This window comes from Bacillus sp. BB081, from assembly GCF_008368895.1.
Classification (GTDB): Bacteria; Bacillota; Bacilli; order Bacillales; family Bacillaceae_G; genus Bacillus_A; species Bacillus_A wiedmannii.
In genome coordinates, this window is record NZ_QOZX01000007.1 from 38795 (window position 1) to 62086 (window position 23292).

At 36.9% G+C, this 23292-nt stretch carries 24 protein-coding genes; 17 read left to right on the forward strand and 7 right to left on the reverse strand.

Features of this window, described 5'->3' with window-relative positions:
- The first annotated feature begins 126 nt into the window (after positions 1 to 126).
- Entirely contained in the window at positions 127 to 1305 is a 1179-nt protein-coding gene (gene megL / locus DN394_RS05035) for a methionine gamma-lyase (protein WP_000726592.1), read from the forward strand.
- Positions 1306 to 1367: 62 nt separating this feature from the next.
- Here megL and DN394_RS05040 read toward each other — a convergent pair whose 3' ends face one another.
- A complete protein-coding gene (locus tag DN394_RS05040) occupies positions 1368 to 1847 on the reverse strand; it encodes a GAF domain-containing protein (protein WP_061673030.1) in 480 nt (159 codons plus the stop codon).
- Positions 1848 to 1994: 147 nt separating this feature from the next.
- Here DN394_RS05040 and refZ point away from each other — a divergent pair, with 147 nt between their 5' ends.
- Entirely contained in the window at positions 1995 to 2633 is a 639-nt protein-coding gene (gene refZ, locus DN394_RS05045; RefSeq protein WP_000814937.1) for a forespore capture DNA-binding protein RefZ, read from the forward strand.
- An 11-nt stretch (positions 2634 to 2644) separates the two neighbouring features.
- Here the strand turns inward: refZ and DN394_RS05050 are convergent, their stop codons facing one another.
- Positions 2645 to 3589 carry a DMT family transporter gene (locus DN394_RS05050; RefSeq protein ID WP_000358806.1) on the reverse strand — a complete coding sequence of 315 codons (945 nt, stop codon included), beginning with the start codon at positions 3587 to 3589 and terminating at the stop codon, positions 2645 to 2647.
- A gap of 124 nt (positions 3590 to 3713) precedes the next feature.
- Between DN394_RS05050 and DN394_RS05055 the strand changes: the two genes are divergently transcribed.
- The 8 genes from DN394_RS05055 to DN394_RS05090 all read left to right on the forward strand — a co-directional run bounded on the left by DN394_RS05055 (position 3714) and on the right by DN394_RS05090 (position 13298).
- Entirely contained in the window at positions 3714 to 4556 is an 843-nt protein-coding gene (locus DN394_RS05055) for a LysR family transcriptional regulator (RefSeq protein ID WP_098092700.1), read from the forward strand.
- 207 nt (positions 4557 to 4763) lie between these two features.
- Positions 4764 to 6476, forward strand: coding sequence for a septation ring formation regulator EzrA (gene ezrA / locus DN394_RS05060; RefSeq protein WP_000377306.1), 1713 nt, complete (start codon positions 4764 to 4766; stop codon positions 6474 to 6476).
- Positions 6477 to 6704: 228 nt separating this feature from the next.
- Positions 6705 to 7847 carry a cysteine desulfurase family protein gene (locus DN394_RS05065; protein WP_000638957.1) on the forward strand — a complete coding sequence of 381 codons (1143 nt, stop codon included), beginning with the start codon at positions 6705 to 6707 and terminating at the stop codon, positions 7845 to 7847.
- 6 nt (positions 7848 to 7853) lie between these two features.
- Positions 7854 to 9068 (forward strand): tRNA uracil 4-sulfurtransferase ThiI, encoded by a 1215-nt coding sequence (thiI, locus tag DN394_RS05070; protein WP_000989273.1) that lies wholly within the window; start codon positions 7854 to 7856, stop codon positions 9066 to 9068.
- An 80-nt stretch (positions 9069 to 9148) separates the two neighbouring features.
- Complete coding sequence (locus DN394_RS05075; protein WP_000091640.1) at positions 9149 to 9346, forward strand: alpha/beta-type small acid-soluble spore protein; 198 nt, start codon at positions 9149 to 9151, stop codon at positions 9344 to 9346.
- 176 nt (positions 9347 to 9522) lie between these two features.
- Positions 9523 to 11109: an acyl-CoA synthetase MbcS gene (mbcS, locus tag DN394_RS05080; protein WP_098092697.1), complete on the forward strand. Its 1587-nt coding sequence runs from the start codon at positions 9523 to 9525 to the stop codon at positions 11107 to 11109.
- A 102-nt stretch (positions 11110 to 11211) separates the two neighbouring features.
- Positions 11212 to 11643, forward strand: a complete 432-nt coding sequence (locus DN394_RS05085) for a VOC family protein (RefSeq protein WP_088048009.1) — start codon at positions 11212 to 11214, stop codon at positions 11641 to 11643.
- Positions 11644 to 11729: 86 nt separating this feature from the next.
- Complete coding sequence (locus tag DN394_RS05090) at positions 11730 to 13298, forward strand: amidohydrolase (protein WP_098092693.1); 1569 nt, start codon at positions 11730 to 11732, stop codon at positions 13296 to 13298.
- 315 nt (positions 13299 to 13613) lie between these two features.
- Here DN394_RS05090 and DN394_RS05095 read toward each other — a convergent pair whose 3' ends face one another.
- Entirely contained in the window at positions 13614 to 14417 is an 804-nt protein-coding gene (locus tag DN394_RS05095) for an NAD kinase (RefSeq protein ID WP_000785181.1), read from the reverse strand.
- Between the two features lie 204 nt (positions 14418 to 14621).
- Here DN394_RS05095 and DN394_RS05100 point away from each other — a divergent pair, with 204 nt between their 5' ends.
- From DN394_RS05100 to ackA, 5 genes are all read left to right on the forward strand, one after another.
- Positions 14622 to 15260: a DUF2953 domain-containing protein gene (locus DN394_RS05100; protein WP_060486562.1), complete on the forward strand. Its 639-nt coding sequence runs from the start codon at positions 14622 to 14624 to the stop codon at positions 15258 to 15260.
- 12 nt (positions 15261 to 15272) lie between these two features.
- Positions 15273 to 15668, forward strand: coding sequence for a GerW family sporulation protein (gene ytfJ / locus DN394_RS05105; RefSeq protein ID WP_000350005.1), 396 nt, complete (start codon positions 15273 to 15275; stop codon positions 15666 to 15668).
- 133 nt (positions 15669 to 15801) lie between these two features.
- Positions 15802 to 16302 (forward strand): thiol peroxidase, encoded by a 501-nt coding sequence (gene tpx, locus DN394_RS05110; RefSeq protein WP_000024522.1) that lies wholly within the window; start codon positions 15802 to 15804, stop codon positions 16300 to 16302.
- Between the two features lie 199 nt (positions 16303 to 16501).
- Positions 16502 to 17488 carry a class I SAM-dependent methyltransferase gene (locus DN394_RS05115; protein ID WP_000084362.1) on the forward strand — a complete coding sequence of 329 codons (987 nt, stop codon included), beginning with the start codon at positions 16502 to 16504 and terminating at the stop codon, positions 17486 to 17488.
- 299 nt (positions 17489 to 17787) lie between these two features.
- Complete coding sequence (gene ackA / locus DN394_RS05120) at positions 17788 to 18981, forward strand: acetate kinase (RefSeq protein ID WP_000034572.1); 1194 nt, start codon at positions 17788 to 17790, stop codon at positions 18979 to 18981.
- A gap of 25 nt (positions 18982 to 19006) precedes the next feature.
- Here ackA and DN394_RS05125 read toward each other — a convergent pair whose 3' ends face one another.
- Positions 19007 to 19441, reverse strand: coding sequence for an NUDIX hydrolase (locus tag DN394_RS05125; RefSeq protein ID WP_098953855.1), 435 nt, complete (start codon positions 19439 to 19441; stop codon positions 19007 to 19009).
- A 71-nt stretch (positions 19442 to 19512) separates the two neighbouring features.
- Positions 19513 to 20148, reverse strand: coding sequence for a DUF1796 family putative cysteine peptidase (locus DN394_RS05130; RefSeq protein WP_098953856.1), 636 nt, complete (start codon positions 20146 to 20148; stop codon positions 19513 to 19515).
- A 137-nt stretch (positions 20149 to 20285) separates the two neighbouring features.
- On the opposite strand from DN394_RS05130, the gene DN394_RS05135 reads away from it, so the two are divergent.
- A complete protein-coding gene (locus DN394_RS05135; protein WP_001256865.1) occupies positions 20286 to 21119 on the forward strand; it encodes an EcsC family protein in 834 nt (277 codons plus the stop codon).
- Positions 21120 to 21150: 31 nt separating this feature from the next.
- On the opposite strand, the gene DN394_RS05140 is transcribed toward DN394_RS05135, so the two are convergent.
- Positions 21151 to 21813, reverse strand: coding sequence for a YitT family protein (locus tag DN394_RS05140; RefSeq protein ID WP_001244522.1), 663 nt, complete (start codon positions 21811 to 21813; stop codon positions 21151 to 21153).
- 855 nt (positions 21814 to 22668) lie between these two features.
- Here DN394_RS05140 and DN394_RS05150 point away from each other — a divergent pair.
- Complete coding sequence (locus DN394_RS05150) at positions 22669 to 22863, forward strand: hypothetical protein (RefSeq protein ID WP_000910278.1); 195 nt, start codon at positions 22669 to 22671, stop codon at positions 22861 to 22863.
- 28 nt (positions 22864 to 22891) lie between these two features.
- Here DN394_RS05150 and DN394_RS05155 read toward each other — a convergent pair whose 3' ends face one another.
- Entirely contained in the window at positions 22892 to 23209 is a 318-nt protein-coding gene (locus DN394_RS05155) for a hypothetical protein (RefSeq protein ID WP_000417209.1), read from the reverse strand.
- Positions 23210 to 23292 lie beyond the last annotated feature (83 nt).

Sequence of the window (23292 nt, forward strand, 5' to 3'; positions counted from 1 at the left end):
GAATTTAAAACAATATAAAAGAAGAGATAGAAACACAAATAAAACGCTTACATAAAATGTAGTAAAAACGTTCATCAATTTTTACTGGTGAATATGCGGCAATAAAAACATAAAGGGGATGTTTTTATGAAAAAGAAACATATGGAGACAGCGTTAATTCATCACGGGTATACATCTGAGGAACATAAAGGAAGTTTAACACCACCGTTATTTCAAACGTCTACATTTACATTTGAGACTGCGCAGCAAGGAGAGGCGAGTTTTGCGGGAGTAGATCCGTCTTATATTTACTCAAGACTTGGAAATCCAACTGTAAAATTATTTGAAGAACGTATGGCGGTGTTAGAAGGAGGAGAAGAAGCACTTGCTTTCGGATCCGGTATGGCAGCTATTTCAGCAACTTTAATTGGTTTTCTAAAGGCTGGAGATCATATTATTTGTTCAAATGGATTATACGGATGCACGTACGGTTTTTTAGAAGTGTTAGAAGAAAAATTTATGATTACGCATTCGTTTTGTGATATGGAGACAGAGGATGATATTGAAAATAAAATCCGCCCAAATACAAAGCTTATTTTCGTTGAAACACCGATTAATCCGACAATGAAATTAATTGATTTAAAACAAGTGATTCGGGTTGCGAAGCGAAATGGCTTACTTGTTATTGTTGATAATACGTTTTGTTCACCTTATTTACAAAGACCACTTGAGCTGGGCTGTGACGCGGTTGTTCATAGTGCGACAAAATATATCGGTGGTCACGGTGATGTTGTGGCAGGTGTAACGATTTGTAAAACGAAAGCGTTAGCAGAACAAATTCGCCCGATGCGAAAAGATATCGGCGGTATTATGGCGCCGTTTGATGCATGGTTATTGTTACGCGGATTAAAGACGTTAGCGGTAAGAATGGACCGCCATTGTGATAATGCAGAAAAAATTGTATCGTTCCTCAAAAATCATGATGCGGTAGAAGGTGTTTGGTATCCAGAAGGGGAGTTAGCATCTCGCCAAATGAAACGGGGCGGCGGTGTGATTTCTTTTTCAGTAAAAGGCGGAAAAGAAGAGACGCAAGCGTTTATCAATGACCTTCACTTTATTACAATTGCCGTAAGTTTAGGGGATACAGAAACGTTAATTCAGCATCCGGCAACGATGACGCACGCTGCGATTCCAGCTGAGCTAAGACAAGAAATGGGTATTTACGATAATTTAATACGTTTATCTGTCGGTTTAGAATCATGGGAGGATATCGTTTTTGATTTAGAACAGGCACTAAAGAAAATATCTACTGTTAGTAATCAATAAAAAAGAGTGAGCTATCGGTTTCGTACGTGATGTACGCAATCGATAACTCGCTCTTTTCTTTTTTAAATATGTTTTAGGAGTGTTTCCACAAACTTTTCTAAATAGCGCTGATCTACTTCATCAAAACGATTTTTTTCAGGGCTATCAATATCAAGTACTCCAACGACAGTTCCTTCTTTCACGATCGGTACAACGATTTCTGAATTCGAAGCACTGTCGCAAGCGATATGTCCTGGGAATTGGTGAACGTCTGCTACAAGCTGCGTTGTTTTTGTTTCAGCTGCAACGCCGCAAACGCCTCGTCCAAATGGAATGCGCACGCAAGCAGGCATTCCTTGGAAAGGTCCAAGAACAAGCTGATTTCCTTCTGTTACATAAAAGCCAACCCAATTCACACGATCTAAAAATTGATTTAATAATGCGGACGCATTTGATAAGTTTGCGACTACGTTCGGTTCGCCAGTTAATAATGCATCCAGTTGTTTAATTACTGTCTCGTATTGTTCTTCACGAGAACCTGCATAACTTTCTTTTGTAAACATGGAAACAACTCCCTTTTTATCGAGATGTGTAAAACATTAGCAAAATACGATGTATTTCACATGACTTTGTCGATAGAAAATTAAAGGAATTTGTCTTAAAAGTCAAGAAATTTAAACTATAGCTGTTCAGTGAGAGGAAGTGAGCGCATGAAACAGACGAAACAAAAAGTAATTGATGCGGCAATATCGTTGTTTAACACGAAAGGTTATGATGGAACGTCGGTGCGAGAAATTGCAAAGCGAGCGGATGTGAATGTAGCGAATATTTCATATTATTTTGCTGGAAAGCAAGGTTTATTAGAACAGCTTATTACTGACTTTTTAGAAGGATATATTCATGTGATTGAAATGTCGTTCGAACAGAGGGAATATTTGTCGGCTAAAGATGTGATGGTACAAATGGTGCGCGGAATTTTACGATATCAATTTGAAAATAGGGAGCTGACACGTTTCTTCTACCGAGAGCTTTCACTTGATACGACATTAATTCGCGAAGTGATGACCATTTACTTTTCTAAAGAAAGATATTATATAGAGCAAATGATTAGACAGGGACAAATAAAGCAGGAATTTAAAAAGGTATCTTTTACAATGTTTATGACGCAATTAAAAGGCATGATGAATATGCCGTTTTTATATCCGCAATATATATCAGAAGTGCTGCATTCTTTTCCGTCTGAGACATTTTTCATAGAAATGTACACGAAAGAAATTGAGCAATGGATGGAGCAAACATTATGTATAACGAATATGTACTATGAATTGCCAAGAGCTGTTCATATGTGAAAAATCCCCACCTAACGAAATGAGGTGGGGATTTTTGTGCTTTCTTTCCTTTGCCATACATTGTTGCATAAGAGCGCGATAATTGTTAGTGAGGCTCCGGCAATTTCAATTTTGTCGACTGTATAACCTCGAAAGATGGAACCGATAAGTGCAAGTACAGGAACTAAATTCATAAATAATATGCCGTTAATAGATGAAATATAGCGATTTCCTGTGTTCCAGCAAAATACAGCGATAACACCTGCAACAATCGACATATACAAGAGTTCAAAACGAACGCTCATAATGGTACGAAGTGACGGCATAGTAACGATGTTTGTGTAAGTGAAGAAAGTGACGATAACGATGAGTGAAACTGAGCCGAATAAACAAGTTAACGTCGTATACCTGAGTGGTGACCAAGATTGAAAACGAGCACCACCGTTCGTATAAATGACCCAGCAAGTAACGCCGCATAGCATAAGTATATTTGTTGAGAGGTGACTGGCAGCTCCAAATAATAAGTGAATATTTCCTTTTGAAATGACAAGCATAACACCGAGCAATGCAACGAACATACAAAGGAATGTGTAGTTTTGTGGGCGTTTGTTTTTTGTTATCCACTGCAATAATAAAGCGATGAGCGGCATAAGAGATTGAATCATCGCAGCATGGATGGCCCCAGAAGGCCCGGCAAGTTGTTGGCCGTAAAAAATGAGAAAACCATATCCAGCGAAACCGACTGTTCCGTAAAAGAATAACGAAAGTGTTCTTTTTTCTAAGTGGAGTGAAGTTTTTCCTTCAGTAATGAATAGCAAAATAAGAAAAATAATAGCTGCTGATCCGTATCGGATAGTTGTGAAGAAGAACGGATCGATAAACTGCAGAGCATTTGCCATGACAGGAAACATAAATCCCCAAGCCGTTACGGCAAGTAAGCATAGGAGGGATCCGAGTAGCATTTGTTTTTTGTCCAAGAGTATCTTTCCCCTTTTCATTTCGTTATAGTAAGTTGATGAAATAAGTATAAAGAGTAATTGTTTATAGAAGGAAATATCGATTTTTTATGACAGTTATAACTTTTTGTTAGAGGTGTGTACGATGGATTTGGAAGCAGTACGATCGTTTATTGAAGTGAAGAATACGCGAAGTTTATCAAAGGCGAGTAAGCTTTTACATATTTCTCAACCGGCGCTTAGTAAACAAATTCAAAGGTTAGAAGCGGATTTAGAGGTTACTTTACTGAAGCGTTCCGCGCAAGGAGTGGAATTAACAGAAGCTGGAGAGTTATTTATAACAAGGATGTTACCGATTTTGGAACACATACATGAAGTGAAATCTGAAATGAAGAATTTTCAAGAGAAGCGGAAAATTTCTATAGGCATATTGCCAAGTTTAGCAGCGCATTATATATCAAAATGTAAAGATGTATTAGGTGATGGATTCGAAGTAGAATGGAAAATTGAGCATACGAAAGTACTGATGGGACTCTTTAAAGAACGAAAGATTGAAGCTATGTTCGTCGATTCAGTAGTAGAAGACGCTACGTGTATAAAAGAAATGCGAGAAGAAAAAATTGTTTGTGTAGTTTCAAGTAATCATCTTTATAAAGAGAAAACAGTGATCCGAATGGAAGATTTGCAAAATGAAAAGTTAATCGTATATCCAGAAATTTGTGATGTAAGGAAAATGATTACGAATATGTTTCAAGGGATAGGTGCGAAACCAATCATTGCATTTGAAACTTCTTATGCAGAACCGATGCTTGCAATGGTCGGAGCTGGACTTGGTATTACGTTACTTCCAGAAATGGCAGTAGAGCAAGCGGTAAAGCAAGGAAATGTGCATGCGATTTCTATTGAACCACCACTTGTGCGCAAAATTTATTTCGTATCTCATATGAAAGAGAACCTATTATTACAATCATTTGATGATGGGAGATAATCCAAACAGAAGATTGAGAAAGATTACAATTGCATTGAAAGAAACATGAAATTTTAAAAAAAACTAGGTCAAAAACACACCATTACATGGTATGATTAGTACATTGTTAGTTGTTAAATATAGGGGAATTCCCTTTTTATACATAATGCCTTCCATTTCATAAACGGAACGGACAAAAAAAGAGATATAACTAGGAGGCTTTTTTGCATGGATTCTATCCTGACGATCGTTATCATTGTAGTAAGCTCTATTCTAGTGCTGCTCATGATAGAGCTTGTGATAAGAAATCGTTCATATAAAGATATTGAAGCACTGGAGCAGTGGAAACAAGAGATAAAAGATAAGCCTGTGGCAGATGAACTAAAACGGGTGAAAGACTTAAATATGACAGGTCAAACAGAAGAACTGTTTGGTAAATGGCGTGAAGAATGGGATGAGATTGTATCAACAACCCTTCCGAAAGCAGACAAAGATTTAGCGCAAGCGCGAAAATTCGCCTCGCAATTCTCCTTCCGAAAAGCAAAGCATGCGATGAATGAATCCATAAGTGGTTTAGATGACGCTGATAATCGTATTACAGACATTTTAAATGAATTACAGCAATTGTTAGAAAGCCATGAAAAAAATAGCTCAGAAATTGAAGGGTTACGTGATACATATCGTAGTATGAAGAAGAGTGTTCTTGCTCATAGGCATATGTATGGAGCAGCAGAGCAGAAAATCGAAGAGATGCTAGACGCTGAATCTAATAAGTTTAAAAGCTTTGAAGAGGCAACAGATAATGGCGACTACTTAAAAGCGAGAGAAATTGTTATTAGTTTAGAAGAAGGTTTAGCAAACTTAGAAATCATTATTCACCAAATTCCAGATTTACTGGTAGAGTGTCAAGCGACGTTACCAGTTCAGTTGGAAGATTTATTACACGGACATAATGATATGGTAAGACAAGGTTATGTATTAGAGTATTTGGAAATCCCTAAAGAAGTTCGCGATATGACGACACAACTACACACATGTTTAATGAATATACAGGAGCTTCATATAACGGAAGCGGCTGAAAAAGTAGAAGACTTAAAAACGCGTTTAGATGGCTTCTATGATCAACTGGAACAAGAAGTGCATGCGAGACATTATGTGGAGCAAAAAACACTTTCTGTTTATGAAGACTTAGAAGAAATTCGCACTGAAACGCTTGAAACAAAAGCAGAAACACAACTTGTGAAACAAAGTTATCAGTTACAAGATAAGGACATTGAGTCTCAAAAAGTAATTGAAAAGCAAATGCACATTTTAACGAAACGTTTTGAAATGCTACAATTACGCGTTGCGGAACAAGATATTGCCTTCTCTATTATTCGTGAGGAACTAGAAGAGGTTTATGAGCAATGTGAAACGTTAAAAGTACTTCATGCAGAGTATAAAGAAATGCTGCAAACGATGCGTAAAGAGGAATTTGAAGCGCGTGAGAAGTTACAAGAAATGCGAAATATCATTTTTGAAACGAAACGTTTTATGCAAAAGTCGAATTTGCCAGGTCTTCCAGAAAGCATTATGGAAGATTTACAAAGAGGACAAATGGCAATGCAAGCTGTATATGAACAGTTAGAAGTGAAACCGTTAAATATGAACGCTGTAAATAGCAGTTTAGAAGAAGCGTACACAACTGTTAATGGTGTAGCTGAAATGACAGAAGAGTTAATTGGACAAGCGTATTTAGTTGAAAAATTAATTCAATACGGTAATCGTTACCGCAGTCATGATGAGAACCTTGCAGAGAGCTTAAATTATGCGGAGAAATTATTCCGTGAATATCAATACGATGCAGCTTTAGAACAAGCGGCTTCTGTACTAGAGCAACTTGAACCTGGCGTTGTTCAAAAAATAGCTGAATATGTAGACAATGAACAAACCCTTTCATAAGGGTTTGTTTTTTTGTGTAATTTTGGGGACGATGTTGCTATAATGAATAGCGGAATACAGTAAGGTTATTCGTTTTAAAATATAGTGAAACTGTAGTCAGTAGGGTCATCCTAGCTAATTATCGGCCTTCACAATCGGGATAAAATGGAACCTTTGAGTAGTCTTAGCGTAATTACACGTATTTGTGATATGATTATATGATGTGATAGCGCTGAAAGGGGAAGAACGATGATCTATTTTGATAATAGTGCGACGACGAAGCCATATCCAGAAGCCCTTCAATCGTACGTAACGGTTGCTGGAAAATATTTTGGAAACCCTTCTTCTATTCATTCGCTTGGGGGAGAGGCAGAGCGTCTATTAACACAATCAAGAACGATTGCAGCGCAGCTTCTTCACGTTAAACCTTCTGAGATTATTTTCACATCAGGTGGAACGGAAGGGAATAACCTTGCGATTAAAGGAATAGCGATGAGGAATCGTTCGCGCGGTAAACATATCATTACAACAAATATTGAACACGCGTCTGTGTTTGAAGCATATAAACAATTAGAAGATCTCGGTTTTGATGTAACATATTTACCGGTTAATGAGCATGGTGTTGTATCGGTAGAGGATGTAAAACGAGCACTTCGTGAAGATACGATTCTTGTGTCAATTATTCACGTGAACAACGAGACTGGAGCAATTCAGCCTGTTGCTGAAATTGGAACGTTATTATCGAACTATCCGAAAATAAGATTCCATGTGGACCATGTGCAAGGGATAGGAAAAGTACCGCTTGATTTATATGCTTCTCATATTGATCTTTGCTCAATATCTGGACATAAATTCCACAGTGTAAAAGGAACGGGTCTACTTTATGTGCGTGATGGCGTAAGGTTAGATCCAATTTTATCAGGTGGTCAACAAGAGCTTAAGTATCGCTCTGGTACAGAAAACTTACCTGGCATTGTAGCGATGGTGAAAGCACTTCGCATGACGATGGAACAAGTGAAAGAAAAGATAGCTCATTTGCACAATTTACAAACAGAGCTTGTCCGTTTCTTGAAAGAGATGGAAGATGTAACGATTAATACGTCGCTTGCATATGCAGCACCGCACATTTTAAATGTGTCATTTGTTGGTTTAAAACCGGAAGTGGTCGTTCATGCTTTAGAAGAGCACGGTGTATATGTATCGACGAAGTCTGCTTGTTCTTCAAAAGCAAATGAAGTGAGCAGAGTGTTAGTGGCAATGGGAGTACCCCATGCCGCTGCTGCAAGTGCTATTCGCATTAGTTTGGCACCAGAAAACACGATGGAAGAAGTAAAACAATTTGAAGGTATTGTGAAAGAGACGATGCCAAAATTATATGAAGTGATGAGGTAAAGGAATATGATGACATATGAATATATTTTAGTTCGTTATGGAGAGATGACGACTAAAGGTAAAAACCGCTCTAAATTTGTAAGCACATTGAAAGATAACGTAAAGTTCAAACTGAAAAAGTTCCCAAATATTAAAATCGATGCAACGCATGACCGTATGTACATTCAATTAAATGGCGAAGACCATGAAGCAATTTCTGAAAGATTGAAAGATGTATTCGGTATTCATAAGTTTAACTTAGCGATGAAAGTACCATCAGAATTAGAAGATATTAAAAAGGGTGCATTAGCAGCTTTCTTACAAGTAAAAGATGATGTGAAAACATTTAAAATTACAGTGCACCGTTCTGATAAGCGTTTCCCAATGAAGACGATGGAGTTACTTCCAGAAATCGGTGGACACATTTTAGAGAATACAGAGGATATCACAGTAGATGTTCATAATCCAGATGTGAATGTACGTATAGAAATTCGCAGTGGTTACAGCTATATTATGTGTGGTGAGCATATGGGAGCTGGTGGTTTACCAGTTGGCGTTGGCGGAAAAGTAATGGTACTTCTTTCTGGTGGTATCGATAGCCCAGTAGCAACGTACTTAACGATGAAACGCGGCGTGTCTGTGGAAGCAGTTCATTTCCATAGTCCACCTTTCACAAGCGAGCGTGCAAAACAAAAAGTAATCGATTTAGCACAAGAGTTAACGAAGTACTGTAAACGTGTAACGCTTCACCTTGTTCCATTTACAGAAGTGCAAAAAACGATTAATAAAGAAATTCCATCTAGTTATTCAATGACAGTTATGCGCCGTATGATGATGCGTATTACAGAGCGTATCGCAGAGGAGCGTAATGCACTTGCAATCACGACTGGTGAAAGTCTTGGACAAGTAGCAAGCCAAACATTAGATAGTATGCATACGATTAACGAAGTAACAAACTATCCGGTTATTCGTCCACTTATTACGATGGATAAATTAGAAATTATTAAAATCGCTGAAGAAATTGGCACATATGATATTTCAATTCGTCCGTACGAAGATTGCTGTACAGTATTCACACCAGCAAGCCCAGCGACGAAGCCGAAGCGTGAAAAAGCGAATCGTTTTGAAGCGAAATACGATTTCACACCATTAATCGATGAAGCTGTAGCGAACAAAGAAACAATGGTATTACAAACAGTTGAAGTAGTGGCGGAAGAAGAAAAGTTCGAAGAACTTTTCTAAAACCATAAATTACCATATCTAAAACATGTATGAAGTCATGTTATTTATCACACTCTATACTCACAAGGAGGTGATATAACATGTCACGTAGCACAAATAAATTAGCGGTTCCTGGTGCTGAATCAGCATTAGACCAAATGAAATACGAAATCGCTCAAGAGTTTGGTGTTCAACTTGGAGCTGATGCAACAGCTCGCGCTAACGGTTCTGTTGGTGGTGAAATCACTAAACGTCTAGTTTCACTAGCTGAGCAACAATTAGGCGGTTACCAAAAATAATCCCATATAAGATGGCTTAGAAAGAGCGGGTTTTCCCGCTCTTTCTTTTTGTTGTTTGCACCGTTATACATTCATTTCGACATAGATATAAAAAATTTGTCAAAAGAAGAGGGTTCAAAATTAACTGAAAATTCTTTATTATATAAGGGAGGCATAGAAATGGAGGAGGATATTGTATGAAGAGAGAAGAATTGTTGGCGCCGCCGTCTTATAATTTAGTTTCTGAAATAGAGAAATATACAAGTGATAAAGAGAAGCTTGCTTTAATTTGGCAAGATGATAAAGGGAATAGACGAGAAGTTACATACGCTGAGTTAATGAAAGGTGCGAATAAAATTGGAAACGCTTTTATAAAGAGTGGTCTGCAAAAAGGGGACAAGCTCCTCATTATGATGCCACGTTTAATTGAAGCGTACATGACGTATATCGCTGCGATTAAAGCAGGATTTGTCGTAATTCCGAGTTCGGAAATGTTGCGCAAAAAGGATATAGAATATCGCATTGGGCACGGGGAAGTAAAAGCAATCGTAAGTTATGAGCCGTACATTGGGCAGTTTGATGATATAGAAGCGATGGAATCTCTTCAAAAATTCGTTCTGAGCGAGCAGTCAGTAGATGGATGGATTAATTTAAAAACAGCGTTAGAAACAGAAAGTGACCTGTTAGAAATGGCGAAGACAGATAAAGAAGATATGGTCTTTTTATCTTACACGTCAGGGACGACAGGAAATCCAAAAGGTGTTGTTCATACGCATGCATGGGCATATGCTCATTTACGTACGAGCGCTCCAAACTGGCTCGGAATTGAAGAGAATGATGTTGTGTGGGCGACAGCTAGTCCAGGTTGGCAAAAGTGGATTTGGAGCCCGTTTGTAGCAACTCTCGGTTCAGGTGCAACAGGATTTGTATACCACGGTAAGTTTGAACCAAAAACGTATTTAAACTTATTAGGTGATAATAAGGTGAATGTGCTTTGTTGTACGCCGACTGAGTATAGATTAATGGCAAAAGTAGAAGACTTAAGTGAGTACAATTTAGAAGCGTTACATAGCGCTGTATCCGCAGGTGAGCCGTTAAATAGAGAAGTCATTGAAACGTTCCAAAAGCACTTTAATATTACAGTAAGAGACGGCTATGGGCAAACGGAAAACACATTACTTGTCGGTGTAATGAAAGGAATGGATATTAGACCAGGATCAATGGGAAAACCAACGCCAGGCAACCACGTTAATATTGTAGATGAGGAAGGTATGCCGGTAAAGGTAGGAGAAGTGGGGGATATTGCAGTTCACATTGAAACACCAGCCCTCTTTAAACAATATTATAAAGACGATGAGCGCACAGCGATGCAATTCCGCGGTGATTATTATATTACCGGTGATAAAGCGAAGAAAGATGAAGACGGCTATTTCTGGTTTGAAGGGCGCGGTGATGATATTATTATTAGTTCTGGTTATACAATCGGACCGTTTGAAGTAGAAGATGCGCTCGTAAAACATCCTTACGTAAGAGAGTGTGCGGTTGTCGCAAGCCCTGATGAAATTCGCGGAAGTGTCGTGAAGGCATTTATCGTATTAAGAGAGAATATAGACAAGAACGAAGAAACATTAATTCCAGTACTCCAACAACACGTCAAAGAACTCACTGCACCATATAAATACCCTCGCAAAATTGAATTTGTAGATGAACTACCAAAAACAATTTCTGGAAAAATTCGCCGTATTGAACTTAGAAAACAAGAGATGGAGATTCCGTCAAAATAATTTTGAAAACAGTGAAGGAAATAGTTGAATGAAATGGAAAACAATGATAATATAAAAACGAACATAAGTTCGATTTTATAAATTTAAAAAAGAGGTGTCCGTATGATTTTAGGTATTAATCCGTACTTAGTTTTAGATGGTAGTGGGCAAGAGGCTGTACAGTTTTATAAAGAGGCGTTAGACGCAAAAGTAGAAGTCATGCAAACTTTTGGTGACATGCCTGAAAATCCAGAATACCCGATTCCAGCTGAGGCAAAAGAGCGCGTTTTACATGCTACTTTAAAAGTTGGTAATACGGACCTTATGATTTCTGATACATTCCCAGGTCAAGGGCATGCAATCGGATCTCAAGTAACAATTGCAATTCAAATTAGTAATGCAGAAAAAGCGAAAGAAGTATTCGAAAAGTTACAAGAAGGTGGAGAAGTTATTATGCCACTTCAAGAAACGTTTTGGAGCCCAGCATACGGACAACTAAAAGATAAATTTAGCATTGAATGGCAAATTACAACGAATCCTACTGAACAAAAATAATTTTTGGAAAAGCACCATTTTTAATCGGAATGGTGCTTTTTTATACGGATTAATTTCGTAGACTTAAGGAAAAAGGGGATGAGTATATGGGAGAAATTTGGTATGGCGGCACCATTTACACGATGCGAGAAGAGAATGAAAAAGTAGAAGCTATGTATGTTGAAAAGGGCATAATCGTTGATGCCGGGAGTAAGGAAGAACTAGAAAGCAAATATTCAGACGTGAAGTTGTGCGACTTAAAAGGGAAAACGATGATTCCAGGTCTCGTTGATAGTCATATGCATCTTATTGGTCATGGAGAGAGATTACTCCGTTTAGATTTATCAAACTGTACATCTTATAGCGAAGTGCTGACTCTTGTGCGGGAGCGAGTGGAAGAAGCTCCAAAGGGCTCTTGGATTATTGGAGAAGGCTGGAATGAAAATAACTTTACAGATACAAAACAAGTTCATGTACGTGATTTAGATGAAATTTCTACAGAACATCCAATTTTATTAAAGCGGGTTTGTCGCCACGTTACATGGGTGAATTCATACATATTGCAAGAAGCGAACATAACAGAAAGGACGCAAGACCCGAAAGGAGGAAAATTCGGCCGGGACGCATTGAATAATTTAACAGGGCTTTTATATGAACAAGGACAAGAACTAATAAAACATGTTCAGCCTGAAATTGATGAAGCCTACTTACAAAGAGCTCTGCAAACAGCGATAAAAGACTGTTGGCAATATGGACTCGTTGGTGGGCATACGGAAGATTTAAATTATTATGGTGGTTTTAGAAAAACGCATAATGCGTTTTCTCATGTTATAAAAGAAATGCCATTTAAAGCGCATTTGCTCGTTCACCATGAAGTGGCACATGAGCGAAAAGAATATGAAAATGAACATTATATTGAATTTGGAGCGATGAAAATTTTTTCTGATGGCTCTTTTGGCGGAAGAACAGCTTTATTAAGTGAACCGTATGAAGATATGCAGGAAACAAATGGAGTTGCAATCTTCTCACGTGAAGAGCTTGCGGAGTTAGTGAAAAAAGCACGGGATTTACATATGCCAGTTGCGATTCATACAATAGGTGATTTATCGCTTGAATATGTCATTGATGCACTTGAATTATATCCACCAGCAGAAGGTTTTCGCGATCGTATTATTCATTGTCAGTTAGCTCGTGAAGAGTTGATTGAGAGAATGCAACACTTGCCGGCTATTATCGATATTCAGCCCGTCTTTGTGTCATCGGACTTCCCATCAGTCATTGAAAAACTAGGCGAGCATCGTCTTCGATATGCATATGCTTGGAAGACGTTACTAGAAGCGGGATTACACTGCAACGGTGGGTCTGACGCACCAATTGAACAAGTGAATCCGTTTTTAGGCATATATAGCGCTGTTACACGTAGAAGTTTTATTGACGGTTTATGCTATATGCCAGAGGAAAGATTAACGGTATATGAGGCTGTCTCTTTATTTACGACAGGAAGTGCCTATGCAATTGGAAAAGAAGCGAAGAGAGGACAAATTACAAAAGGATATGAAGCGGACTTTACGATATTAGCCCGCAATATTTTTGAAATAGAAGCAGAAGAAATAAAAGAATTACAAGCAGAAATGACTGTAATTGATGGGGAGATTGTTTATAGAAAAGATGTCTAAAAGTTTGAGGAAACGGCCTGGAAATACATTTTGGTGTTGCTTCCTCTTTTTAGATAGGTTGATGATATTGTTAATTTTTGTCGGTAAATTGATATTTTGGTTAAAATCGTTGATATATTTTGACTTGTGATAGATATATTCGAAAAATCGTTGATATATTTTGAGTTACGATAGATATATTTGAAAAATCGTTGATATAATTTCATATACTGTTGTCCTGTTCCAAAATATTTTGTGAAACAGCGTTAAGTTGCATGTGATAAATAAATAACCCTCGAATTATGGAAATCCCATAATTCGAGGGTTATTTGATTACTATAAAAACGTTCTCTGCACTTTTTCCCAGAAGGAATTGTTTTTCAATTTAACTGTTTTAATTTGTTTATCGCTTAAGCGTACAACAGCTTTTTCTACTTGCTTAATGCTAAGCGCTTCATTATCCAGACCGATAACAGGATAATCGTTACCGTCTGGTTTTAGTTTTAAAGTTAATGTACGTTCGTGATTTAAAATGAATGGTGAACCGAGCGTACGGTATGTGTTGTTATTTAATGATGCTAGTTCGCTTACTTGGAAGCACGGAATAAGTGGGTCAACAACCGCGCCATGTAATGATTTATTGTAAGCTGTACTTCCTGTTGGGGTAGAAACAACTAAACCGTCCCCTCTAAATGTTTCGAAATATAGATCATCAACGTGAACATCTACAACGAATGTTTTAATGATACTAGAACGTAATGAGAACTCATTTAAACAATAGAAAGATGTACTGTGATCTACATCTACCTGAATTGTTGGATATTTACGCACTTCAATTTCATTTTTTGTAATTTCTTGAAGGGCTGTATCAACGTGATCAATATGGAAATCGCAGTAGAAAGAAATCTCATCTTTCGTAGAAATCCCTGCGTATAAGCAATCTTCTCTAAAACCAGTTTTACGAACGGCTTGTAAGAAAGTTGCATCATCTCCAACACTGACGATAGCGTTTGCATTTTTTGGATGATCTAATATGGTAAATCCATTCTCTTCTAAAATACGATAGATTGGTTTCATTTTTTCAACGAGCGTTGCTTTGTCATCACCATAAAAGAAAAATAAATTGCGACGATCTGCCATTATGTATCCCTCCACTGCAGTTAAATTTTCTGTTCTTTGTGCTACATATCACCCAAATACATTTTTGAAGATATGTTCAAATAATATATTTCGATATAAAATGTCAAAATACCTTTTTATTTTTAGAAAAATTTTTATTTTCAATCTTATGAAACGCTGTTTAACGATGAATAAACTTGTCGATAATGGGTACGGAGTGAAAGGATGATACGTATGAAGTGGCTTGTAATTGGAATAATAATTCTTCTCCTTGTTATTTTGCTTATACTATTGTCGAAAATAAAGCTTAAAGTGACATTTTTATATTCAGAAATGGAAAAGCAATGTTTGTTTCAAGTGAAAATATGGATGATTCGATATACGTTTGATGTATTGGAAAGAATTGAAAAACAGCAGAAGAAAACAGGACAAAAAATTGAAAAAGCTGAAGAGGACGGCGGACTAGACAATAAAATTATGGCACAACTTGATAGCATTGGTGAACTGATAAAAAAGCTTCAAGAAGTTCATACTATCGTTAAAGATTTTCTCAAACGAGTGAAAATCAATGGTTGGAAATGGCATACGCAAATTGGAGCAGGCGACGCAGCTAGTACTGGAATTGTCACTGGATATGCATGGGGGACAAAAGGAATGGCTGCTGGAGTTGTGGGACAATATATGCATATTGTCGACGTACCAGAATTTGAAATCACCCCTGTTTTTCAAGGGAAAGGATTTGCATCAAGATGTGAGTTAACAGCATCTTTTCGTATATTTCGTGCTATAAAAACGGGTATCAAATTACTCACGTTTATGAGAAGACAAAGATCTGGTACGAATGAAAAATCAGTTCAAGCATAGGGGGGATATAAAGTGGACCATCCAATTCAAGGTTTAATGACAACCGCAATGCAGCATTTAAAACAAATGACTGATGTAAATACAATTGTTGGTGACCCAATTAAAGCGGCAGATGGAAGTGTAATTCTTACTGTTTCGAAAGTTAGTTTCGGGTTTGCTGCTGGTGGAAGTGAATTTGGTAAAGTAGAACATTCAGGCCGTCATCCATTTGGCGGGGGAAGTGGTGGAGGAGTTTCTATTAATCCTGTAGCGTTTCTTGTTATAAATGGAGAAGGTGTAAAAGTGTTGCATTTAGATAAGCAAACACACGTCATCGATAAAATAATTGAATTAGCGCCACAAGCTGTTGATAAAGTGAAGGAAATGATGGATAAACGAAAAGAAGACGATCCTGAATTTCAAATTTAACAAATAAGAAGCTAATCAATGGATTAGCTTCTTTAATTTTTTTGTAAATAAAGCGATTTTATTTGCATTATCGATAGGGACAAACTATCATTTACATTGTACATATTTTGTTTAAATAAGGGAGGATTTTCAAGTGGCAAACGTAACTTTTAAAGGTAACCCAATGACTTTAGTTGGAACAGAAGTTAAAGTTGGCGATCAAGCGCCAAAATTCCAAGTATTAGCAAATGACTTATCTCCAGTAAGTTTAGAAACATACAAAGGCGAAGTAAAATTAATTAGTGTTGTACCTTCAATCGATACAGGTGTGTGTGATGCACAAACACGTCGTTTTAACCAAGATGCAGCAGGTATTGAAAACGCGAAAGTATTAACAATTAGCGCTGACTTACCATTCGCTCAAAAACGCTGGTGTGCAGCAAACGGTTTAGAAAATGTTGTAACACTTTCTGACCACCGTGACCTTTCATTCGGTGAAGCTTACGGCTTAGTAATGAAAGAGCTTCGTTTACTTGCTCGTGCAGTATTCGTAGTAGATAGCAACGACAAAGTAGTTTACGCAGAATACGTAAGCGAAGGTACAAGCCATCCAAACTATGAAGCAGCATTAGAAGCAGCTAAAGCGGCAAAATAATGTGAAAGAAATGACCTCTTATAAAGAGGTCGTTTTTTCTCATGTATTGCTGCGTAATGGTACCAATATATGAGAAAAAACGTTATATCATATATAACTTAAAGGGGAGCTCTTTGCAGGAGGTCGCTTTTTCTTTTTGGAAAAAAACACTTTGTGGTATGATATAAGTTATGTGTAAAAGAGAGAAGGAGGAATGTACGTGAGTCAGACAGTAGAAACATTATTTTCTATTTTTGATTCTTCTGCGGTAGTTTTACGTAAAGAATTAGATGTAACATATTTAGAGGCGCTTGTAGAAACAGGTGATAACTTGTTTGAAGGAGCAATTTTACAAGAGGAATTATCCGAATCAGCAATTGAAAGGCTGAATCGTGAATATAGTACGTTTAATGAAGAAACATATAAAGGTGAAGAAATTCGTAAAGCATTTCAGTTAGCCATTTTAAAAGGAATGAAAGAAGGCGTACAAGCGAATCACGAAATGACGCCTGATGCAGTTGGAATGTTCATGAGCTACTTATTCCATAAATTTATGCAAGGGCAAAACGAAATTACTGTTTTAGATCCTGCAATTGGAACAGGTAACTTAATGACTACAGTATTTAATAGCGCCAAAGAAGGACTAGCAATGAGTGGATTTGGTGTAGAAGTGGATGAAGTGCTAATTAAACTTGCTTTAGTAAATGCAAATTTACAAAAGCATGCAATCGAATTCTTCCATCAAGATGGACTAGCGCCACTTTATATCGATCCGGTTGATGCAGTCGTTTCAGACTTACCGATTGGTTACTATCCAAATGAAATCGGTGCAAGTGAATATAAGTTAAAAGCAGATGAAGGAATGTCGTATGCCCATCACCTATTTATTGAACAAAGTGTGAAACATACGAAAGAAGGCGGGTACTTATTCTTCCTAGTACCAAACTTCATTTTTGAAAGTGATCAAGCACCAAAATTACATGCATTTATTAAAGAAACATGTTTTATTCAAGGGCTATTACAGCTACCTGTTTCCATGTTTAAAAACGAGAAAAATGCAAAAAGTATATTTGTTCTCCAAAAGAAAGGTCCTAGTGTAACAATGCCAAAACAGGCGTTATTAGTGGAGTTACCTAAATTCTCCAACATGAAGGCGATGGAGAACATTATGGATCAATTAAATACTTGGTTTGCAACCCACAAATAAGGCAAGGTATATGTAACAGGATTAGTAATTCATGTAGTACAGTTTTATAGGATATGTCATATTTTTAAATATATACTAGATTAAACTGAATTTTTTTGAAATCTGTAATATATATTTTTTCTTGGTGTTACAATTTTTTCACTTGAAATATATGTCGGACGATGTTTAAATTAAAATCGTGAGTATAAAATTCACTAATGATGAAACGTTTTCATATTTAGTGAATTTGATCAGATAAAATCGAGCGGTTTGTGGACATATCCACACAACTACCAAGAGAAAAAGGGGCGAAAGACTAGATGTCAAAAATCATCGCGATTAACGCAGGAAGCTCTTCCTTAAAATTCCAATTATTTGAAATGCCAAGTGAAACAGTATTAACAAAAGGTTTAGTGGAACGTATCGGTTTAGAAGATAGTATCTTCACTATTACTGTAGATGGCGAAAAACAAAAAGAAATTACAAATATTCCAGATCATGCAGTAGCAGTAAATATGCTTCTTAAAAAATTAACTGAAAACGGAATCGTTAAGTCTCTAGATGAGATTGGCGGTATCGGTCACCGTGTTGTTCACGGCGGCGAAAAATTTGCTGACTCTGTTTTAATTACTGATGAAGTATTAGCTGATATCGAAGAGTTAAGCGATTTAGCACCACTTCATAACCCAGCAAACCTTGTTGGTATTAAAGCGTTCCAAGAAGTATTACCAAACGTACCAGCAGTAGCAGTATTCGATACAGCATTCCACCAAACAATGCCGGAATCTGCATTCTTATACAGCCTACCATATGAGTACTATGAAAAATTCGGTATCCGTAAATACGGTTTCCACGGAACTTCTCATAAATACGTAACTGAGCGTGCGGCTGAATTATTAGGTCGTCCACTTGAAAGCTTAAGCTTACTTTCTTGTCACTTAGGTAACGGTGCAAGTATCGCAGCAGTAGAAGGCGGTAAATCTATCGATACTTCTATGGGCTTCACTCCACTTGCTGGTGTAACAATGGGTACACGTTCTGGTAACCTTGACCCTGCGTTAATTCCATACATCATGGAAAAAACAGGCCAAACAGTAGAAGAAGTAGTTAACGTATTAAACAAGAAGAGTGGTATGTTAGGTCTTACTGGTTACTCTAGTGACCTACGTGACATCATTGCGAAAGAAGAAGAAGGTGACCACCGTGCGAAAGTAGCACTTGATGTATTCGTAAGCCGTATCCACAAATACATCGGTTCTTACACTGCTCGTATGAAAGGTGTAGACGCAATCATCTTCACAGCTGGTGTAGGTGAAAACAGTGCAATTATTCGTGAGCGCGTATTAGAAGGCCTTGAGTACATGGGCGTATACTTTGACGTAAAACGTAATAACGTATTTGGTGAAGAAGCATTCATCAGCTTCCCACACTCTCCAGTAAAAATTATCGTAATTCCAACTGACGAAGAAGTTATGATCGCTCGTGACGTACTACGTCTTGGAGATATTGGTTAATATACTAGAAAAGAAAGACGAGATCCTATAGGATTTCGTCTTTTTTCTTTTGTATATAATTTAAAATTCCATCTGGATAGAGTACTTTCTTCTTCTGAATGAATACTGTAACGGGAATCCATTTCGCATACGATACTGTTTGCTCATCTTGTATATTCATTTTTTCCATTTCATATAGTGATGTGTCTAATAAGCGTAAAGAATATAGCTGAATGATTTCATAACCAATTCCCTCATCTAGCTGAAAGATGTTTTCTAAGCAGCCTAAATAATTGGTGATTTCCACTTCTGTATGAAGCTCTTCTTTAAATTCACGAATAACGGTATGTGCTGATTTTTCACCAAGTTCAATTGAGCCGCCAAGAGGTCGGTAATACGTTTCATCGCCTGTATGATATTCTTGTACGAGAAGGCGACCTTGATGTGTAGCAAGACCAAAAGCCTTTGCACGTGGATACATATATAATCACTCCTTATTTCTTTTGTATAAGGATGATTATAAGGCAGTGTGTAATAAAAAGTATTGTGTATTTAAGTCTGCGGTCTAATCGTAATCCCATCAAATAAGTCATGCCAAAATGCTTCATTGTACTGGTATACATCCATAATAGGGCATTTTATAACGCAAATATTTTGTAATCCCCAATCTTCTTGGGCAACAGTTGGTACATCTGCAGGAAGTAGTAATAGGACAGAGAATGTATGTTTAACTATTTGAGATAAAATTTGTTCCAGAGATCGTGCTTCTTCGTATGTTCCTCCAGTTCGAATAAACAATATGGATTTTTCCATTTCAATTGTAGTTAGAAAACGAGTAATTCGATGCTCATAATTTAGCTTGATTTCTGAATAAGAAGGCCAAGAAGTTGGTGTGTTTACATCTGTTTTAAAGTCGTGACAGGAGTCGATTTCATATAGGTTGTCCCTTAGTCTTAATTTCGCATCATCATCCCAAAATGAGATAAAGGATAAGTTTTCGAAATGTAAAAAACGGTCAAATTGATTTTGTAATAATAAGTTCACCTTTCCTAATGAAGGGCTTAGCATAAAATCAATAACGCCAAAAAATGGTGATAATCCGAATTGATATAAGGCCCAAGCAGGCCAACAGTTTTGTCCTAAGCTGAATACGGAATTATATTCTTTTTTTATATTGGATAGATTCATGTGATTCATCTCATCCTTTTTGTTAATATTTTATGCCATTAAAAAATGTTATGTGAATGAAGATAGACAAGCATATTTGCAAAGAAGAAGCAGAAATATGTTACAATAGAAAAAAATCGAACGAGGTGGTTGTTACGATGCGATCGAAGCGAGAACAAGCCATTTTAGACAATATAAAAGAATGGGAATCGCAATTAGTGGAGCAAGAAGCGACCGATTTTCAAAAAATTTTTGATAAATGGGTACATACGACAATTGCGAAATTGCCTGAGAAAAAACGAAAAGATTTCTTTACGAAAGCAGATGGATGGCTCTTTCATTTGCATGCATTGATTCAAAGTTCACAATCACAGCTAGATGCGCGTAATCGTATTTTAGGAACGTCGAGATTGTTTGATGAATCGATTGAGCAACTAGAAGATTTGAAAGCATTATCTATTGATCAGTTAACATACATAGCAGAGCAGCAAACAGCACGTCATCGCCTATATTCATTCGTACAAGGCGGAGCAACGGGTGCCGGAGGTTTATTATTATTAACGGCTGATTTTCCGGTTATGATTGCGTTAAATGTGAAGGCTGTCCAACTTATTGCAACATCATTTGGGCATGATGTGAACAAGCCTTATGAAATGATGCTTGCATTAAAGGTATTTCATGCGTCATTACTACCAGGAAGACTTCAGCAATACGCATGGTACAATTTATTGCAAGAGCTAGAGCAAGAAGATTCGTTCTTCTACGAAGGAGACGAAGCGGTGTTACAACCAGCTTCTACTGAAGTTGTGTTAAAACAAATTTTGAAAACATTTTCGATTTATGCTCTTCGTCGTAAATTATTCCAAGGTATTCCGGTAATTGGAATGGCAATCGGGTCTACAGTGAACTATCGTTTAACAAGAAACGTTACTGAATTTGCAAATAGATTTTATCAAGTGCGCCACATAGTTGAAAAAGAAAAGAGAGCGTAAAAAAAGCGAGAGGCCGAAGCCTTTCGCTTTTTTAATTTGTTGCATGTTTTTTTGGCATTGGAACAGATACTGGTTGCTTTTCCGCTTTTTTTTCTGCTTTTGGATAATAAATTAAATCCAATGTTTTTGCTTGTACGGCAATCGAAAGAATAGTGAAAGCAATTTCTGTCCAATTTAAATAATATAATGAAAGCGCAAGAACAATCGCGTCAAAGACGAAGAAAATTTGCCCAATTGTAAAGCGAGTTCGTTTACTTAATACAATTGTTAAAATATCGTCTCCACCGGTTGCACCGCCAAATCGCAATATAAAACCGAGTCCAATACCAGCTAACGCACCGCCAACTATTGCAGCTACAAATAAATTATTTGATAAATCTACCGTAAATGGAGAATAATTTTCCATAAGAGAATAAAATACTCCGAATGAAATCGAACCTAGGAATGAATAACCAACCATTTTTCTACCTAAAAATGAAGCACACAGTAAAATAATTGGGATATCCATAATTACAGTTGAAATAGATGGTGAAATATCATAAAAATTTTGGATGAATAGTGCAATACCTACAAAGCCACCTTCTGTTAAGTGGTTTTGGAAGTGAATGTGATATAGCGCTGCTGCTAAAATAAATGAACCGATTAAAACCATAAAAACTTCTTTAATAATTTGTCGACTTTGGATGTTCCTCATCGTTATTCCTTCTTTCCGTAGTTAGTAGTCCTTTTTGTGTTGTAAACTAACTACGAGCTCACATGTAGCTTCAGTTAGTTTACTAAAAAAACTAACTACGCTATATGTCGCTGAAGAAATAACGAATAATCCTCTCGTCCATCAATTCTCCCTACTTTCGTTTTAGTTTAAGTCTTAAAACGACTAAACAAAACGTGGAGTAGGATTCTTCATTTAGCAATCCTGCTCTTCTTTGTTTTGTTTAGCTAGTAACAATTAAGTCCTAAACAAAACGCTATGTGTAAGAAGAGTCTTTTTTTTGCCAAATTATCCTTCGGGCAATCATAATTTCCCCACTCTCGTATTTTTTTCGCTAGACTAAAGTATCTAAGCTGAAAAATACGCTACGTGTATGATTCGTCAATACGATGCCACATGCTCCTTCGAGCGATCATGATATCAAAATCCCTTCCTTCAAGATTTATATTATTATATCATACTTTCAAAAAATGTATGCGGATGGAAACCGACAATAAACGGAGGGAATCTACAAAAATTGTTATGTTTAAATATTTTTGTAGAAAAGCCTAAGTTATTTTGCAGAATTGGACAGTTTTTAACGGTTTGTCCAATAAGTAAGAAAGAGATGGTGTTTATTCAGTTGTATCTTTCTGGTCACCTTTATCTTTAAAAAACGCATCCCAGCTAATCACACTTAAAAAAGTTAAAGCAATAATAACGAAAGCGCGCATAAATTTTAGACCTCCTTTTGTACATAGTATATGAATCGTTCACTTTAGAATGTGTCATTTTTTTACAAGTCTTAACTATTATGAGAGTATATTAATATAGATAGATGAGAGGGAGAGTGAAGATATGCTAAAAGACATGTTCAAAAGAAAAGAATTAATATGTGTTTCATGTCAGAAAAAGATTCAATATGAAGAAGAGCTAGTTGCGTTTGTAAAGTTGCCGAAAGAAAGAAGTATATTAGTTGGTCCGTTTGATGTGTGTTTGGCGAAAACAGCACAAGAAATATATTGTAAATCGTGTTACGACAAAAAAGCATGACCCAAAGTAATTGAGGGGCATGCTTTTTTCATTGGTGTGCTTTCCCCTCAGATACATTTTGAGTGAGTCGATACCAAAGCCAAAGGTCATTAATGATGGAAGCGAGATCGGCAATTTCTGAATTAAGTTTGCAAGAAATTTCGAAGTTTTCTTCGTTATTTAAATGATGCTGTTTTGCATTAATAGAGTGCTCGAGTTCTTTTATACGATCAGGAATCTTTCCGCGAACTTGTTCCCATTTTAATAAAATAGCATGCTGTATTTTTTCGGGGATATTTTCCCAATCTTCTTGTAAATACGGAATTTCAATTCCTAGATGATCGTCGTATAAGAAATACTTTTCCATAGGTTCACCCCCGTTTTCCTGCTTATATTGTACATGAAAACAGAAAGAAGCTCGACGAAATTGTTTGAAAAAATTTGAAAATG

Excerpts from the sequence above, each read along its gene's own strand:
- megL (WP_000726592.1), top strand. The coding sequence starts at position 127 with ATGAAAAAGAAACATATGGAGACAGCGTTAATTCATCACGGGTATACA.
- DN394_RS05040 (WP_061673030.1), bottom strand. The coding sequence starts at position 1,847 with ATGTTTACAAAAGAAAGTTATGCAGGTTCTCGTGAAGAACAATACGAG.
- refZ (WP_000814937.1), top strand. The coding sequence starts at position 1,995 with ATGAAACAGACGAAACAAAAAGTAATTGATGCGGCAATATCGTTGTTT.
- DN394_RS05055 (WP_098092700.1), top strand. The coding sequence starts at position 3,714 with ATGGATTTGGAAGCAGTACGATCGTTTATTGAAGTGAAGAATACGCGA.
- ezrA (WP_000377306.1), top strand. The coding sequence starts at position 4,764 with ATGGATTCTATCCTGACGATCGTTATCATTGTAGTAAGCTCTATTCTA.
- DN394_RS05065 (WP_000638957.1), top strand. The coding sequence starts at position 6,705 with ATGATCTATTTTGATAATAGTGCGACGACGAAGCCATATCCAGAAGCC.
- thiI (WP_000989273.1), top strand. The coding sequence starts at position 7,854 with ATGATGACATATGAATATATTTTAGTTCGTTATGGAGAGATGACGACT.
- DN394_RS05075 (WP_000091640.1), top strand. The coding sequence starts at position 9,149 with ATGTCACGTAGCACAAATAAATTAGCGGTTCCTGGTGCTGAATCAGCA.
- mbcS (WP_098092697.1), top strand. The coding sequence starts at position 9,523 with ATGAAGAGAGAAGAATTGTTGGCGCCGCCGTCTTATAATTTAGTTTCT.
- DN394_RS05085 (WP_088048009.1), top strand. The coding sequence starts at position 11,212 with ATGATTTTAGGTATTAATCCGTACTTAGTTTTAGATGGTAGTGGGCAA.
- DN394_RS05090 (WP_098092693.1), top strand. The coding sequence starts at position 11,730 with ATGGGAGAAATTTGGTATGGCGGCACCATTTACACGATGCGAGAAGAG.
- DN394_RS05095 (WP_000785181.1), bottom strand. The coding sequence starts at position 14,417 with ATGGCAGATCGTCGCAATTTATTTTTCTTTTATGGTGATGACAAAGCA.
- DN394_RS05100 (WP_060486562.1), top strand. The coding sequence starts at position 14,622 with ATGATACGTATGAAGTGGCTTGTAATTGGAATAATAATTCTTCTCCTT.
- ackA (WP_000034572.1), top strand. The coding sequence starts at position 17,788 with ATGTCAAAAATCATCGCGATTAACGCAGGAAGCTCTTCCTTAAAATTC.
- DN394_RS05125 (WP_098953855.1), bottom strand. The coding sequence starts at position 19,441 with ATGTATCCACGTGCAAAGGCTTTTGGTCTTGCTACACATCAAGGTCGC.
- DN394_RS05130 (WP_098953856.1), bottom strand. The coding sequence starts at position 20,148 with ATGAATCTATCCAATATAAAAAAAGAATATAATTCCGTATTCAGCTTA.
- DN394_RS05135 (WP_001256865.1), top strand. The coding sequence starts at position 20,286 with ATGCGATCGAAGCGAGAACAAGCCATTTTAGACAATATAAAAGAATGG.
- DN394_RS05140 (WP_001244522.1), bottom strand. The coding sequence starts at position 21,813 with ATGAGGAACATCCAAAGTCGACAAATTATTAAAGAAGTTTTTATGGTT.
- DN394_RS05150 (WP_000910278.1), top strand. The coding sequence starts at position 22,669 with ATGCTAAAAGACATGTTCAAAAGAAAAGAATTAATATGTGTTTCATGT.
- DN394_RS05155 (WP_000417209.1), bottom strand. The coding sequence starts at position 23,209 with ATGGAAAAGTATTTCTTATACGACGATCATCTAGGAATTGAAATTCCG.